Origin of the sequence: Olivibacter sp. 47 (assembly GCF_030372825.1) — a bacterium.
Classification (GTDB): Bacteria; Bacteroidota; Bacteroidia; order Sphingobacteriales; family Sphingobacteriaceae; genus Olivibacter; species Olivibacter oleidegradans.
In genome coordinates, this window is the sequence record NZ_JAUCNR010000001.1 from 92,629 (window position 1) to 107,038 (window position 14,410).

At 42.4% G+C, this 14,410-nt stretch carries 10 protein-coding genes and 2 pseudogenes; 2 read left to right on the forward strand and 10 right to left on the reverse strand.

Annotated features, from left to right (window positions below; all coding sequences use genetic code 11):
• Positions 1-38 precede the first annotated feature (38 nt).
• The 3 genes from QT327_RS00315 to QT327_RS00325 are packed head-to-tail and all read right to left on the reverse strand — an operon-like array spanning position 39 to position 1,829.
• Entirely contained in the window at positions 39-512 is a 474-nt protein-coding gene (locus tag QT327_RS00315) for an energy transducer TonB family protein (RefSeq protein ID WP_289551560.1), read from the reverse strand.
• 35 nt (positions 513-547) lie between these two features.
• A complete protein-coding gene (locus tag QT327_RS00320) occupies positions 548-1,192 on the reverse strand; it encodes a peptidase associated/transthyretin-like domain-containing protein (protein WP_289551561.1) in 645 nt (214 codons plus the stop codon).
• Positions 1,193-1,247: 55 nt separating this feature from the next.
• On the reverse strand, positions 1,248-1,829 hold the full coding sequence (locus tag QT327_RS00325; protein WP_013663948.1) for an RNA polymerase sigma factor: 582 nt from the start codon (positions 1,827-1,829) through the stop codon (positions 1,248-1,250).
• A 232-nt stretch (positions 1,830-2,061) separates the two neighbouring features.
• On the opposite strand from QT327_RS00325, the pseudogene QT327_RS00330 reads away from it, so the two are divergent.
• A pseudogene (locus tag QT327_RS00330) lies at positions 2,062-3,929 on the forward strand (YfbK domain-containing protein).
• Positions 3,930-4,009: 80 nt separating this feature from the next.
• Here QT327_RS00330 and QT327_RS00335 read toward each other — a convergent pair.
• From QT327_RS00335 to QT327_RS00360, 5 genes are all read right to left on the reverse strand, one after another.
• On the reverse strand, positions 4,010-4,627 hold the full coding sequence (locus QT327_RS00335) for an alpha/beta hydrolase (protein WP_013663951.1): 618 nt from the start codon (positions 4,625-4,627) through the stop codon (positions 4,010-4,012).
• Positions 4,628-4,746: 119 nt separating this feature from the next.
• Positions 4,747-5,616 (reverse strand): ring-cleaving dioxygenase, encoded by an 870-nt coding sequence (locus QT327_RS00340; protein ID WP_354004742.1) that lies wholly within the window; start codon positions 5,614-5,616, stop codon positions 4,747-4,749.
• A gap of 190 nt (positions 5,617-5,806) precedes the next feature.
• On the reverse strand, positions 5,807-7,267 hold the full coding sequence (locus QT327_RS00350; protein WP_130858101.1) for an alpha-L-fucosidase: 1,461 nt from the start codon (positions 7,265-7,267) through the stop codon (positions 5,807-5,809).
• Between the two features lie 97 nt (positions 7,268-7,364).
• On the reverse strand, positions 7,365-8,993 hold the full coding sequence (locus tag QT327_RS00355; RefSeq protein WP_130858102.1) for a beta-N-acetylhexosaminidase: 1,629 nt from the start codon (positions 8,991-8,993) through the stop codon (positions 7,365-7,367).
• A 101-nt stretch (positions 8,994-9,094) separates the two neighbouring features.
• Complete coding sequence (locus QT327_RS00360; RefSeq protein WP_289551566.1) at positions 9,095-11,869, reverse strand: TonB-dependent receptor; 2,775 nt, start codon at positions 11,867-11,869, stop codon at positions 9,095-9,097.
• A 321-nt stretch (positions 11,870-12,190) separates the two neighbouring features.
• On the opposite strand from QT327_RS00360, the gene QT327_RS00365 reads away from it, so the two are divergent.
• Entirely contained in the window at positions 12,191-13,189 is a 999-nt protein-coding gene (locus QT327_RS00365) for a WG repeat-containing protein (RefSeq protein ID WP_289551567.1), read from the forward strand.
• 86 nt (positions 13,190-13,275) lie between these two features.
• Here QT327_RS00365 and QT327_RS00370 read toward each other — a convergent pair whose 3' ends face one another.
• Positions 13,276-13,905 carry a pyridoxal-dependent decarboxylase gene (locus QT327_RS00370; RefSeq protein WP_289551568.1) on the reverse strand — a complete coding sequence of 210 codons (630 nt, stop codon included), beginning with the start codon at positions 13,903-13,905 and terminating at the stop codon, positions 13,276-13,278.
• Positions 13,886-14,410, reverse strand: a pseudogene (locus tag QT327_RS00375) (ABC transporter permease); the annotation flags it as partial. The pseudogene QT327_RS00375 and the gene QT327_RS00370, both read right to left, overlap by 20 nt.

A 14,410-nucleotide genomic window follows, 5' to 3' on the forward strand; every position in this document is an offset into this window, starting at 1 on the left:
TTATCACTACCCACCTACTTTACGGTTTTACGGCTTAACTACTTAACTACCTTAAAATCGATATCAATACTTATTTCCCGGTTGACATCCATCTTCTTCCAAAGCGGGCCATTTCGTACGATCTCCACAGCTCGTTTATCATGTTTGGGATCCAGACTTTTAATAACCCGTATATTTTCCGGTTTACCATCTTTATCTAGCCAAAAAGCGATTTTGACTCGGCCCGCTCGGTCTTTAATGGCTCCTGTCGATTCCTCCAAATACTTCTCATAGGCCTTCCAACCAATGAGGGGCTCGGTGACTAATCTCGCGGAAGGTATGCTGATGGTTGAATCCTTAGTGATATGAACATCAAGAGTGCGGCTCGCTAATTTCGATGACACGCTCTTTTTTGTCCCTTGTCGGTTATAAGCCGAAACCACTTCCTCATTCAGGGTCGCATTTACCGGCTGCATGGCAATCATTACACTATCCTGATCTTTTACGGCGACATTTCGATTTTCATATCCCAAATAGGACACCTTTAATGTTTCGGCTCTTTGCGGATTTAAAGGGTGAATTGACCGTTCGAATCTGTAACGACACTTGTAAGTTTGGCTGCTTTCACGGTCACGCCTGCTAAAGGTTCTTCCGTATGTTCGTCCACGACACGTCCTCGAATAGGTGTAGGTTCGACCACTTGTTTGGGCGCTAAAGTCGCTAAGGCAGTTTCAGCATGTGTTTCCACAAGAGAGTCTACTACTGTAGCCTTCTGATGTGATGGTTCTTCTACTTGGTTCAAAGAAGATACCGGTTTACGACGTGCCGCTGATGAACGCGTCGGTACCGGGGCCTTGGCAGTGGTTTTAGGTTCTTTAACAGGTTTCATCGCAATCAAAGGCATAGAATCTCTTTTAACGCTAGTTTGCGAATCCCTTGCCTGGTTTTGTTCTTGCACCAAAGTGGGTTGTTGAATGAATTCTTTCTTTAAGATCCAATATCCCATAAAGAAGAGAACTCCCACAAGAGAAGCGGCCATCCACCAAAGAGACTGCTTTTTTCGATGAATAGCAGGCGTATTAAGCCGCTCCCGCATACGTCCCTTAATATCCGCTAAGTTCCCCACGTGCATCTGCTCATCCCCTTTCTCCATTCCCTGCAATAGATCCATCAACAAAGGATCGTTGTGTGCCCGCCGCTCCAGTTGATACATTTCTTCGCGGCTCAGCTCTCCTTTTAGATAGCTCTTAATTAACGCTATGTCAGATTTATGCTCTTTCACGGTGATTATCCATACAATTCTTTAAATTCCTCTTGCCATTTTGAATGTAGCTTTTTACCTCATTGAGCGAATACCCTGTTATATCCACAATTTCTTTATAGCATTTCTCATTCAGAAAAAAGAGGTCTATGCTCTTCTTTTGTTTTTCCGGTAGCGTTTCTAAACATTTTTCCAAAGCTACCAAAGCAATCTCTTTTTCTTCCCGGTCTTCAGGATGCACATCCATAGGAAATTCCACAAATTCTTCCATGGAAACCCATTGCATCTTTTTCTCCGACCGTAGCTGCATCAAACAGAAATTTCTAGTCAACACATAAAGCCAGGTGACAAATTTCTTAATTTCTTGCTTTTCTACCTTTACGATCAGCTCTTCAAACAGCTGCATGACCGCATCTTTTGCTCGCTCTCCATCCTCCAAATAACGAAAGCAAACGTAATATACCATTTCCGTATGCCGCTCATATAGCTCACCTAAAACCGTTAAATCTCGTGTATGGAGATAACGTTTTAACAATGACGCATCGTCTAGTGTCTCATTCGTTTTTTTTGAGCGTTGGAACCAATTCATGCCGAGCGTAAAATAATGCTTTTTTTTGATTAGTTAAGTAGTTAAACAGTTGAGAGGTTAATTAGCCAATGTGATAATGAGCCAATTAGCTAGCTTAGGTTGATCGTTAAGTCGTGCTTAAAGCCTACTGCCTATAGCTTACTGCTTATAGCCTAACGCCCTGTAAATAGTTATTATAAAAAAAATTATGGAATTATAGATAGCACTGCATCCTTGGGCAAAATTTACGATTATGAATACAAGAATATCAGTAATTCTACTCCTCTTTAGCCTGCTTTCCTTCAAGCCAAGCTCGGAACTGACCGTTAATGGCATCGTTTACAATCAGGCAGATCAACTAGGTATAGCGGGTGTTTCGGTTCTTATAGAAGGTACAACTATCGGTACGCTCACAGACGCAAAGGGTCGATATACTATTAAATTGACTCCCCGAGCAAAGTTTCTTATTTTTTCCAAACTCGGTTTCGAAAGTAAACGTGTCGCGATTGGGGCAGGGAAGCAGCTGGACGTGACATTAATACCTTCTGTCGCATTACAAGAGATCACCGTAGTGGAGCATGCGCATGTCAAAAAACGCGGCGCACAAACATTGATGGCCTATAGCCCTGGCTTACACGTGCGTCCCCCATCGTCACCTTTCTATATGCAGCATCTTCCATCGACGGAAGATTATCAAAAAATTAAAGAAAACGGGTTTGTCAGTCCAAAAAAAGAGCCCTTATCAACTTTTGCGGTTGATGTTGATGGTGCGTCCTATAGCAATATTCGCCGCTTTATCAATAACGGTCAATTACCACCAAAAGATGCCATACGTTTGGAAGAGATGATCAACTATTTTCAATATAATTTACCGGCCCCTCAAAATAATGAGCCCGTGGCGATCCACACGGAACTATCGCAAGCCCCTTGGAATCCTCACCATCGTCTGTTGCGTATTGCCTTGAAGGCAAAAGCCATTGATGCCGCGAAACTTCCACCTGCAAACCTCGTTTTCTTAATCGATGTGTCGGGATCAATGGACGGTCCCAATCGATTACCCCTAGTAAAATCGTCATTAAAGATGTTAGTCGATCAATTGCGCAAAGAAGACCGAGTGGCCATTGTGACCTATGCCGGCACCGCGCGAATCAAACTTGCGCCTGTTTGGGCTAACGAAAAGATGCGTATAAAAAATGCCATCGACGAACTTGATGCCGGTGGTTCTACTGCCGGTGGTGCCGGTTTAAAAATGGCCTACGACTTGGCGAGAGAACATTTTAAAAAAGACGGTAATAATCGTATTATCCTGGCTTCGGATGGCGACTTTAACGTAGGCCCTTCCAGTAACGAGGATATGGAAACATTGATTGAAAAAGAACGACAAAGCGGTGTCAGCTTATCGGTACTTGGCTTTGGGATGGTCAATTTGAAAGACAGCAAGATGGAACTTTTGGCGAATAAAGGACATGGGAACTATGCCTATATAGATAATTTGATGGAAGCAAAAAAGGCAATGATAAGCGAGTTCGGCGCCACCTTTTTTACGGTAGCCAAGGATGTTAAAATGCAAGTTGAATTCAATCCCGCTAAGGTAGAAGCTTATCGCTTATTGGGCTACGAGAATCGTTTGCTGAACCAAGAAGATTTCAACAATGATCAAAAGCTCGGCGGTGATATGGGAACCGGACATATCGTTACTGCCTTTTATGAAATTGTTCCCAAAGGCATTAAAGAGCCTTATATAGGCAGTGTAGATCCCTTAAAATATCAACCGGAGAAAAGTGTATTTGTCGCAAAAGCTTCCGATGAACTGCTTACGGTTAAATTTAGGTACAAGGAACCAAAAGAAGATAAAAGCAAAATGAAACAAGTTAGTGTTTTGGATAAGCCGATGCAGCTAGCCGAAACCAGCGATGATTTTCGCTTCGCAAGTGCTATTGCTGAATTTGCCATCTGTTGCGGAATTCCGATTTCAAACAGCAGGCTAATTACGATGCGCTTATTAATCGTGCGAAATCAGCTAGAGGGGCGGATTCAACGGGTTATCGTGCGGAATTTATACGATTGGCAGAAAGTGCTAAATTGCTAGCAAAAAGTAACGATATAGCGGCTAAAGAATAACAACAAGTAAATGAGGGAGCTATCTTGAAATAGATAACCCCTCATTTCCCGCTTATTTGTACCCAATGGAGAAAGGGAGTTTAGAGAAGCTTATTAGCTAAGTCCAGCTCTTCCCTCGAGATGCTATGTGCTTTGTTTTTAAAGAATTGCAAGGTAACATGTCCACCAAGATCTTCCAAGACCTTCGCTGTATCTGTCACACGTGCAACGGGCACATGCACATCCGGATCACTACTAGTTAATAGAATAGGTGTACCTTGAAAATTGCCTTGATAACGCTGATTAATTAATTGTTGTCCAATCAATCCACCTGTAAAAGCAATAATACCACCATATTTCTTTGCATTCCTTGCCGTATACTCAAGCGTTAGACAGGCACCTTGCGAGAAACCCAGAAAATAGATCTGCTCTTCTAAAACACCATTCACTTTGAGTTCTTCTACAACCTCTCCAATAATGGCTATTGCCGAATCAAGTGCAGGCTGATTATCCTGCTCAGGTGCCATGAAACTGTAAGGATACCAGCTATTGTTAGTAGCTTGCGGTGCGAAGATAGCCATATCATCAATCTTCAAAAAACGCTGAAGTGATATAATATCGGCCGCACTCCCTCCGCGTCCGTGAATCATAAGGATAGCCTTATCCGTTTCATTGAACGGTTTTCCCGCTTTTATAAATTGTTTATCGTGTGTGTACATGTTATTAAATGATGAGTGTTGAACGATGAGTTATGAATTTTTAGCCGTAGCACGGGCAGCGGCGGTTGCAGGAGCTTAAAGCGTACACCTTATACCCTAAACCCAACGCCTTTCTCCGCTTATCCCAAAGAAGGAAGCACTTTTTCCAATTGTTCCCGATAAGCTTCGTATTGCGGCGGCAGTTTTAATCCTTTACCTAGATCTTCCACCGTTTCATCCGTTGCAAAACCCGGATTGTCCGTTGCAATTTCGAAAAGTACTCCCCCTGGCTCCCGGAAGTAAAGTGAATAGAAATAGTTTCTATCTATCTTTTCCGTAATCTGTAAACCAGCTTCCAACACTTTTTGGCGATAATACATTAACACCTCTTCATTTTCTACCCTGAACGCAACATGATGTACCGAGCCGCCTGCTACATGGCCGGCACTTTCACCCGGCGCTTCAACCAAATCAACTAAATTGGCCTGTGCTGCATGATCGGTAATAAAGCGAAAACGGTTAACGTGCTGCTCTGTCAAGCGATAACCCAAAATGTCAGTCAACACCCTTGCTGTTGCTTCTGCCTTATTGGTGGTAATAGTGATATGATGGAATCCCCTTGTAGCTACTAATTCGCCTACTTCACTGGTTGTCCATGGTTTGCGCGTATCTTCATTCTTTGGAACCGTTAGCTCAAATTTAAGTCCATCGGGATCTAAAAAAGTGAGATACTGCTCACCAAATTTTTCTGCCACTTTATTATAAGTTACATTATTAGCTTCGAATCGCTTCATCCAAAAATCCAAGCTTTCCGCAGGCACGGAATAGCCGATTTCGGTAACCTGGCGTGTTCCTCGTCTACCTGCTGAAATCCCGCCCCAAGGGAAAAAAGTCAAAATAGTACCGGGTGTACCAACTTCATCGCCATAGTAAAATGATAGGTCTCCGGATCGTCGAAATTCACCGTTTTTTTCACTAATCGCAAACCTAGCACACGTGTGTAAAATCATAATTCTTTTTAGCATCACCTGCAATTGCTGTGATATGGTGTATGCCTCTTATTTGATTGTCCATGTCTTTGTCCTTTCTATTATCTTATGATACAAAGGTCGACATCCCATTGTTCAAAAAAATTAACCTATGACAAGAAATTGTAACGAGTTGAAGTTCTACCTATTTGGAAACCGCACATGATAGCAACTATGTTTTTGCTTTTTCATATAATACAGAACTTGCCTGCTCTTTATCTGTGCTTTCTAATACAATCACCATCGGTTGACTAGGCTTGTGTTTCAGGTGAATAAAAAACTCGTTACCATCCGCTTTACTTCGGTGAATTTCTTCGGGAGAATAGTTCCTGTTCGGTTCAGCCAGGTCATAGAGGCTCGCTATATCTGAGCCCGGAGCCAACTTGATTCGCAAGGCACCGGATACCGGTATATTGAAAACAATCAGATAATACTTGCCTGTTTTTCTATGTTTAGTGATATATCCCCAATCTTGCTTCTCCAAGCCAGCGTAGCCGCAATCGTAGATAGCTTCATGATTCACTTTCATCCACTCGCCAATTTCCTTCGCTAATTTGGTTTCTTCAGGACGGATCGCTCCTTGTCCATCCGGTCCGAAGTTAAGTACAAAGTTTCCGTCTAAAGCCACCGACTTGGCCATCATTTCAATAAGCTCTACGCTAGTCTTTACGTGACCACGCCATTCCGAATGATAACCCCATTGATTCTCCGGTATCGTCATGACACAATCCCAATCATTGCCATGTACATCTTCGATGGTATTCGGCAATTTGCGTTCCCACCCTTGTTCGTAATCACCCATCAAATCGCCGTTACTATCGAAATGCCTCCGACCAAATTCATCTGCTCGAAAACGGCTCCCAATGATCAAGCCAGGGCGCATTTCCCTTAGTTCAGCTTCCAGGCTATCGGCAAAAGCCGTTTGTTCTATCCAAGCCTTATCCCACGTTCCATCAAACCATAAGCCTTTCGTACTAGGATAATTGCGTAGTAATTCTTTGAGCTGATTGGCGGTAAATTTTTTAAAGTCCTCGTATGCCCGCTTTTCTTCCCCTGTTTCAGGAATGGCAGAACGGTATCCTTTATGATTCCAGTCTATAATGGAGAAATAGAGGTATACGTCGATTCCTATAGACTCATAAGCCTCCACAATTTCCTTCAGCGCATCTTTTTTGTAAGGTGAGTTAGCGATCGTATAATCGGTATATTGACTTGGCCATATACAGAATCCGTCGTGATGCTTGGTAGTAATAATCACATAACGTGCTCCCATATCTTTAGCCTGTTTAGCCCAAGCTTTTGCATTGAAATTTTGGGGGTTAAACTCTTTATAGAGATTATCATAGGCATCTTTGGGCATATCTTTCCAAGAGCGTATCCACTCGGCAGCACCTGCGTAATATTTCCCATTCCAATGCCCTCCCGGAATGGCATAAAGGCCCCAGTGAATAAATTGGCCTAAACCATAATTTCTCCAAGTTTCCATCTGTGCATCCGTCCGCTTCCCCAAACGATGGGCACCGTGTTCTAGCGTTATCGACGATCTTTTTTCAACCGCACCTGGAAATTGGGCCATTAAGGGCTGGTATAGCCCAAGGCAAAGGAATAAGGTTAGATAGGTTAGTTTTTTCATTTGTTACTTTGTTGAGTAGTTGAATTGTTAAGTAGTTAAGTCATTGAACAAACAACTACTTAACTATTATTACTATTCAACTATTTTTCACTAATTATTAATTCTCCTCTGCATTTAAATCCTTCCGATCTTTTTTAAAGTAAACGGGTTCGGGAATATCATTTGGCTGGAAGGGATTGTAGAAATAAAGATTCTGCTTCCTATATAGCAGCAAGTGTTGTTTTAAGCGTTCCTTAAAAGATGCATAGTCTTTCACGCTCTTATGGCTCCAAGCTGCTTCTGCCAGACCCGCCAGTCGTGGAAACAGCAAATAATCAACGCGGTTTAAATTGGTAACCGTTTCCGTCCAGAGGTTCGCCTGTATACCCAGAACCAGTTTCCTTTGTTCTGTATTTCGAACCAAGCTGTCCACGGAAAACTTATAGACGTTTTCGAGGGGACTGTATAATTCTCCCCATTTCCTGCCGGCACGATGGCTGCTGTCTTGGACAAAGTCAAAATAATAGGGCAACCGTGGGCAGAGAATTGTTTGATAACCCTTATCGAGTGACTTTTGCAATTGTTCCGGCTTATCATGGCGCCACCAACATATAATAGTGCTATCCTTTGGCAAATTAATGTCCGCCATTTCATCCCATACCAGCAGCTTCGCATCCAGTTGGTATACGGAATCGGCCATCCGCTCCATAAAGTAACGCTCCACATCCTTCAATCCCTGTAAATGATGTTTCTTCATTACCTTTTTTATCCCCTCATTTTCCATCCACTTGTCCGATCCAAAGCTCACCTCATCACCACCAAGGTGTAACATGCCGGAAGAAAACACGGCATTGGTTTCCCTTAAAATATTTGACAAAAAAGTGTAGGTCTCTTCCTTTCCCGGATCAAAGGTAAAATCAGGGTGCTGTTGACTTCCACCCCCACTATAGTATGGATAAGCTCGATTAGCGGCTGTAGCATGGCCTGGCATATCAATTTCAGGAATAATTGAAATATTCCGCTTAGCGGCATAGTCAATCACTTCGGCAATCTCTCTCTGCGTATAATAAGCCGCCGGTTTCAGCGGATTATTGTGATCACCAATCCCTCCGATCAGCGCCAGTTTGGGATATTTTTTGATTTCCAGTCGCCAAGCAGGTTCATCCGTCAGATGCCAATGCAGCTTATTTAATTTATAAAAGGCCATCCAATCGATTAAATCCATTACCTTTTCCTTTCCGATAAAGAAACGTGATTCATCCAACATCAATCCACGCCAGGGATATGCAGGTTCATCCTCAATTTGCCAAGCGGGGATTGACAACTTGTTATTGCTAATATCAATGCCACTAATTAATTGAACCAAGCTGGATGCGCCATTAAAGGCTCCGGCCACCGAGTTAGCCTCAACAACAATGTTCCGTTCTGTTATCCTCAAACGATAAGCCTCCTCTGCCATATTTTTCTTTTCTGCTAATCTTAAATGAATGCCGGCAGTGCACGACATTTTTTTGCTGCTCCGGGCCAAGGGTAAAAACTTCAGACGTAGCAACTCATGTTGCAGATAAGAAGCCACCTTCTCTAATGCAGGGTCCTCCACCCATAGCGGCGTATTCACATCCAAGCTAAATATACCTGCTTCAAGATCTGCCTTTAGTGGTGCAGGGATAATCGGGCATCGTTGCTGCGCATAACTTGGAAATGTTAGGGCTAAAAACGCAAGCCAGGTTAAAAATCGGTTTGTCATATTCGTTTATAGTTGAGCTGTTGAATAATCGAGTTGTTAAGTAGCTTATTACTTAAACAAGCAACAATTTAACTATTTTTTACCTACTAGCAAACCAACCATTACCGCGTAAGTCGCATGCCACGTCCACCGCCACCTCCACCAAATTGGCGTAAGTTGTAAGTGAAGCTTAATAGGAAATATTGTTGCAATATATTCGACTGAGAATCCTCAATATAGCGTTCCGTAATATTTCGGGTAATCTGCGTATTACTGTTAAGCAGGTCAAAGGCAGTAAGCGTTATCTCTGCTTGTTCCTTTTTAAATAACTTTTTACCGATGGAGGCATTCCATAGAAGAAAACTTTGGTCATAGCCGGCAGCAAGGCCGGTATTGTAGCGATAGTTTAAACTGGAAGCTACGCGCAATCCCTTCCAGAAAATATAAGTAATATCATTTCGTATCTGCTGATTGTATGAATTATTGCTTAGATCGCGGTTACTGTTATTCCGAACCATATTATAATTCCCGCTATAAGAAAGACTAAAAATAATCTTACGGCTAATATTACTGTTAATACCGATACGTTGATTAATACCAAAGGTATTCGTATGTGTGACCAGTTCATTCAATATACCTACATCCCGATTATGATGCACGGTCGTATTAGCATTCAAGTTAATTTTCAAGGCTTCAATAGGAATACCAAAAGAGCTATTGGCACGCACACTATAATACCCATTTACATTAACCAGACGGGTAAATTGCGCCCCCTTGCCCAACAACACATTGTCCAATATAAAGGTATCTATCGCTGCTATAATCGTCGAATTGACAATGCGATTATTGGTAAGTTCACCATTCACACCAACTGAAAAGTTAGCTCCCGACTCTCTATTAACACTATTATAGTGCAAGGAGAAGGCATGTCTGAACTCTTGCTTTAGGTTGGGATTGCCCCCTGTAATATTCAAAGGGTTCTGGTTATTCACTACATCTTGCAATTGCAAAACATTTGGCGGATTCGTGGATGTATTGTAGTTGAAGCGTACACGTCGATCACGTGAAAATCGATACATGAGGTTTGCATTCGGCAAATAGTTAACGAATTGATGAGACGCGCTCGTTACCTCCGGAAAAATCCGGTCATTTGCCATTTTCGCCTGTTGATAGTCGATCCCCAAATCAACTAGAAAACTTTCCGAAGAATATTGGTAGTTGAGCCCTGCCCCGTAAAATTTATAATCGTTCCTGAATTCATTAGAGAGTTCCCGATTCAACTCACTGTACTGACCCGTTTCCAATAAAAAGTCATACATTCTTCGATCGGAATAGCTATTATTACTACGGTAACTCGCATTTCCCATCAGTCGGGCATGCGCTCCGAAAGGCTCCGTATAAGTAAGTCGCGCATTCCAAAGCGTGCTGTTAGAACGACTATCATTTCGATTATTGACTGTATCGGATCGGCTCATCGTACCGCTATCATAGAACGTATTATAAGAAAGGGCAAAGGCTTCGTTCGTGTTTCGGTTGTAGTTATTCTCCAGATGCGCAGAAACCGATCGGCCTTCACTACTTAAGCGCAAACCATAGTCAATACTACCTCCCAAGGTAAACGCATGGTTATTTCCTCTGTTTTCCCTATCGGACGTATTGATCAACTGTTGTAAAATGTCCTGTGTACGCGTATGGTTGGTATTCGTTGTTTTCCCACTATTGAAATTGATACGTGGATTAACGGTTAAACGTTGCGTTGAATCACGCTTGTATACTACTCGTATGCTAGCGGCATGCCCTTGATTAGTTCGATTGGTTTGTTGCGAAGATATATTAAACTGGTTGGCCTCATCTGCCATAAGTACCTCCCGATTCGCTGTTCGAATTAAATCTTTATCGGACGTATTAAAATGATAATCTGCATTAAACTCCACCTCCTTCCACCACGTATTATTGTAATTTAAAGCAATTCGATGATTGGGGCCAATCCCTCCACCGCTACCACCGTCGCCTCCCCGACCTCCCCTACTGCTCGCTCCAACAAGCTCATTGCTCGAAAAACTTCCCTGATTGATATTGTTGGAAAGAATATTTCCACTAATTCGGCGGTCGCCCTTAAAAGCGTTTAGAAAACCGCCTGTATTATAGCGCTCCTGGTTACCGATAGCTCCCGCCATACGCCCGAAATAGCCACGCCGTTTCTCCGGTTTCGTGACAATATTAATGATTTTACGTCTGTTCCCATCGTCGAAGCCGGTTAGCTTTGATTGTTCGCTCTTTTCATCAATCAATTGTATTTTATCAATTACATCAGCAGGAAGCGTTTTTAAAGCTACGGCCGGATCGGAGCTGAAAAATTCTTTTCCATCTACAATTATTTTCTGTACATCTTCACCTTGTGCTTTAATTTTTCCATCCGCGTCAATTTCTACACCCGGGATCTGGGCAACTAGTGCATCGGCGTCAGCGTAAGCTTCCGTTTTATAAGCGGCGGCACTAAATTCGGTGGTATCCCCCTTTACCAACACAGGTGGAGGAGCGACCGTAATATTAACCGCATCAAGCATCGTAAAACTAGTTGTCAATGGAAACTTTAATTCCAAGTCTCGATCCGCTATTTTTATCCTTCGCTTGCTTTGTTTATAGCCGATATAGGTTAATAAAAGAGTATAGTCAGCGCTCGGCAGTTGATCTATTACAAAACGACCGTTCACTTGCGCAACTGCTTGCTTGATTATGGAGTCTCCGGTGTTCAACAAACTGATACGGGCGCCCTGCAGCCCGATACCATCAGCACTATCTACGACAGTACCGATAATCTTATGTTGGGAAAAGCCGGAAAAGAATGAAAAGCAAAAAATAAGGCAAATAACGACTCTTAAATGTATCTGACGCATTTATCATAAATTGGTTTGGATAAAAAGGGATGTCATAAATCGTCGGATTTGCCGACTCATTTAGACATGCCCTCCATTGCCTACCCGAGGCTCTATCCAGAAAAATTAATGTTCTGTTTGTTTTAGTATAAAGTAAGACAGAATCTTGCTTTTATAGTTTAATCGCCACTTAATTGTTACATTTTTTGTTAAACTCGATTTTACTTTCTCTTTTGGAAAAAGGATTAAATCAGCCCCTGAAAACCGGTATTTTAATTCGAAAAAGGCAAATTTGAAACTAAAAATTAGCCTGAATTTATTTAAATGCTTAGCTTCACTCTTATGAAATACACGAGTATACTCGTTCTCATTTGCACCATGCTGTGCAGCGTGAGTTCGGCGCAAGAGCAAAGAAAAATATTCTACTTTCTCTCACCTGATAGCTTACTAGGCGTTAAGGATAGTCAAGGCAACATCATCATTCCCGCCATGCATTACTTTCTTCCCATTGCATATGATGATTTTAGCTTGCCTATTCAGGATAGCATTATCATGCTGGTTCCAAAACGTTCCCATCACTTGAAAGATCCGAAGCCTTATGGTTTGGCTTATGATAGAAATGGAAAAGTACTATACGCTCCTTACCTATTCGACAACGGCCCTGATTACCTAGAGGAGGGGCTTTCTCGCTACGTCGAAAATAACAAAATAGGTTTTGTCAACCGCTATGGCGAAAAAATAATTAAGGCGCAATGGGATTGGGTTAGCCCTTTCGAATACGGTATCGCTCGAGCTTGCAACGGTTGCGCTATTGACTATAGTCAAGATACCGAGCACCCTCGCTTAGACATGTCGAATGCCAGCACCTTTTATATAGACAAAAAAGGTCGAATCTTACAGGCCCTGCCCGAAAAATCATCTGAACAAGACCAAGCGATAGATCGTGTTTATCTACCCTATCAATTTAGCTACAATCCATTTGAAGCTAAATTAATAAAGAAATTAGATAGTCAAGCCCTCATCAGCAAAGCTTATTTTGCAAATTATTACAACCGCTTAACGGAAAAGGAAAAAAATCTTCATTTTGAGATTGTGGAAAAACCGAGCAAAAGCTTCCCTTATTATGTGATCAATGCTTTCCGCTACGACGCCAATGGCTCTTATCACAGGGTAGACAATCCAGATCTATTGTTTTACGCAACGGGAAGCGGCGATATTTATCAAGTACCCTATGGAAATTTAGCGGAGAAGATGTCCTTAAAGGAATGGCTATCGAATTATGATGCAGCCGCCCGCCGTTACTTAAAAGAGCACCCCGATGCTCCCAATAGGTATCAATAAAAAAGGCCGCCTCAGAAAATTGTAGGCGACCTTACCAAACACATATTTTATGGCTGTCAGTTATCAGACATCAGCCTTCACTCGCTCTATACTAGATAATTTTGTTTTTCTTGTATTGAAAAGTCTTCTTGCATATCCTTTAAAAATTCGTCTAATTGCGTTTTTTCCACGCCCGGCATGCAGACAACATGGCTGCACCCATTTTCAGTTGCTAATTGCCATTTTTGACGCAGGTGTTTCGAAGGTTCCGGAAAAACGACTGTAATAGCCGAAGGGTTTCGCCAAGCTTGGATTCCCCGGTCCAATAGTTGGCTTTCCAGATAGGTTGCCATCGTAAGACTTTCCGTTGCCCTTCGTTGAAGTCCCTCGCGTCCCAGTTTCTTTATAGCATACCATAAAAAGACGGGACTATGACCATTTCTGCTCCCCGTGATGGTTGTATCCACCGTTCCAATATAAGGTATGGCCTTTCCAATCCGTTCTTTATAATTCCTTTTTACCAATACTAGTCCACAAGGAATGGGGGAGCCAATAAACTTATGCCCACTGATGGCCAAACTATCGGCTCCATGACCGAAGTCGAAACCCGGTTTTAAATTTAATAACGCACTGTATACCCCGGCTAAAGCGGCATCGCAATGGATATAATAATTTTTAATTGCCGCCATTCGTAGTCGACTTTTTATTTCCACTAGGTCATCTTTGGCCTCTGTCATCGTTGTACCGATATTGGCAAAAATAATAGCAGGCTGATCTTACTTTGCGTATACCTATTTCCTTCGTACGTTTAGCTGTCGTAAACGACGCCAGTCCGTAAAGACCAAGGCTGGCAACAAAAATGGAGAGTGCCGAAAAAATAGTCATAAGTGCTTGTTGCTGTATATCTTTCCTATAAAGCTCATCAAAACGTTGATCAAGAAAGCTGTATTCAAAAGGGTAATCCGGTGCCAACTTTCGGTACTCCCTTTCGATAGCATTCATCCCCAACTTGATATTCCCCGATTTCAGCGCAATCAATGCCACTCGGTTATCCTCATTCGGAGAAATAACAAGTGGCTCCACTTTGTCTTTGAGAGAAAGAAAGTTAAAGTCCTCCACTACTCCAATAATTCTGCGTCTGGAGTTATCCCTTATGGTATTCTGTATCCACTTACCGATTGCCTGATCCGGCGTATATCCCAGCGTGGCGGCCGCCGTTCTGTTAATCAGAACCGAGTTGGT

Excerpts from the sequence above, each read along its gene's own strand:
- QT327_RS00320 (WP_289551561.1), bottom strand. The coding sequence starts at position 1,192 with ATGTATCAACTGGAGCGGCGGGCACACAACGATCCTTTGTTGATGGAT.
- QT327_RS00325 (WP_013663948.1), bottom strand. The coding sequence starts at position 1,829 with ATGAATTGGTTCCAACGCTCAAAAAAAACGAATGAGACACTAGACGAT.
- QT327_RS00335 (WP_013663951.1), bottom strand. The coding sequence starts at position 4,627 with ATGTACACACACGATAAACAATTTATAAAAGCGGGAAAACCGTTCAAT.
- QT327_RS00340 (WP_354004742.1), bottom strand. The coding sequence starts at position 5,616 with ATGATTTTACACACGTGTGCTAGGTTTGCGATTAGTGAAAAAAACGGT.
- QT327_RS00350 (WP_130858101.1), bottom strand. The coding sequence starts at position 7,267 with ATGAAAAAACTAACCTATCTAACCTTATTCCTTTGCCTTGGGCTATAC.
- QT327_RS00355 (WP_130858102.1), bottom strand. The coding sequence starts at position 8,993 with ATGACAAACCGATTTTTAACCTGGCTTGCGTTTTTAGCCCTAACATTT.
- QT327_RS00360 (WP_289551566.1), bottom strand. The coding sequence starts at position 11,869 with ATGCGTCAGATACATTTAAGAGTCGTTATTTGCCTTATTTTTTGCTTT.
- QT327_RS00365 (WP_289551567.1), top strand. The coding sequence starts at position 12,191 with ATGAAATACACGAGTATACTCGTTCTCATTTGCACCATGCTGTGCAGC.
- QT327_RS00370 (WP_289551568.1), bottom strand. The coding sequence starts at position 13,905 with ATGACAGAGGCCAAAGATGACCTAGTGGAAATAAAAAGTCGACTACGA.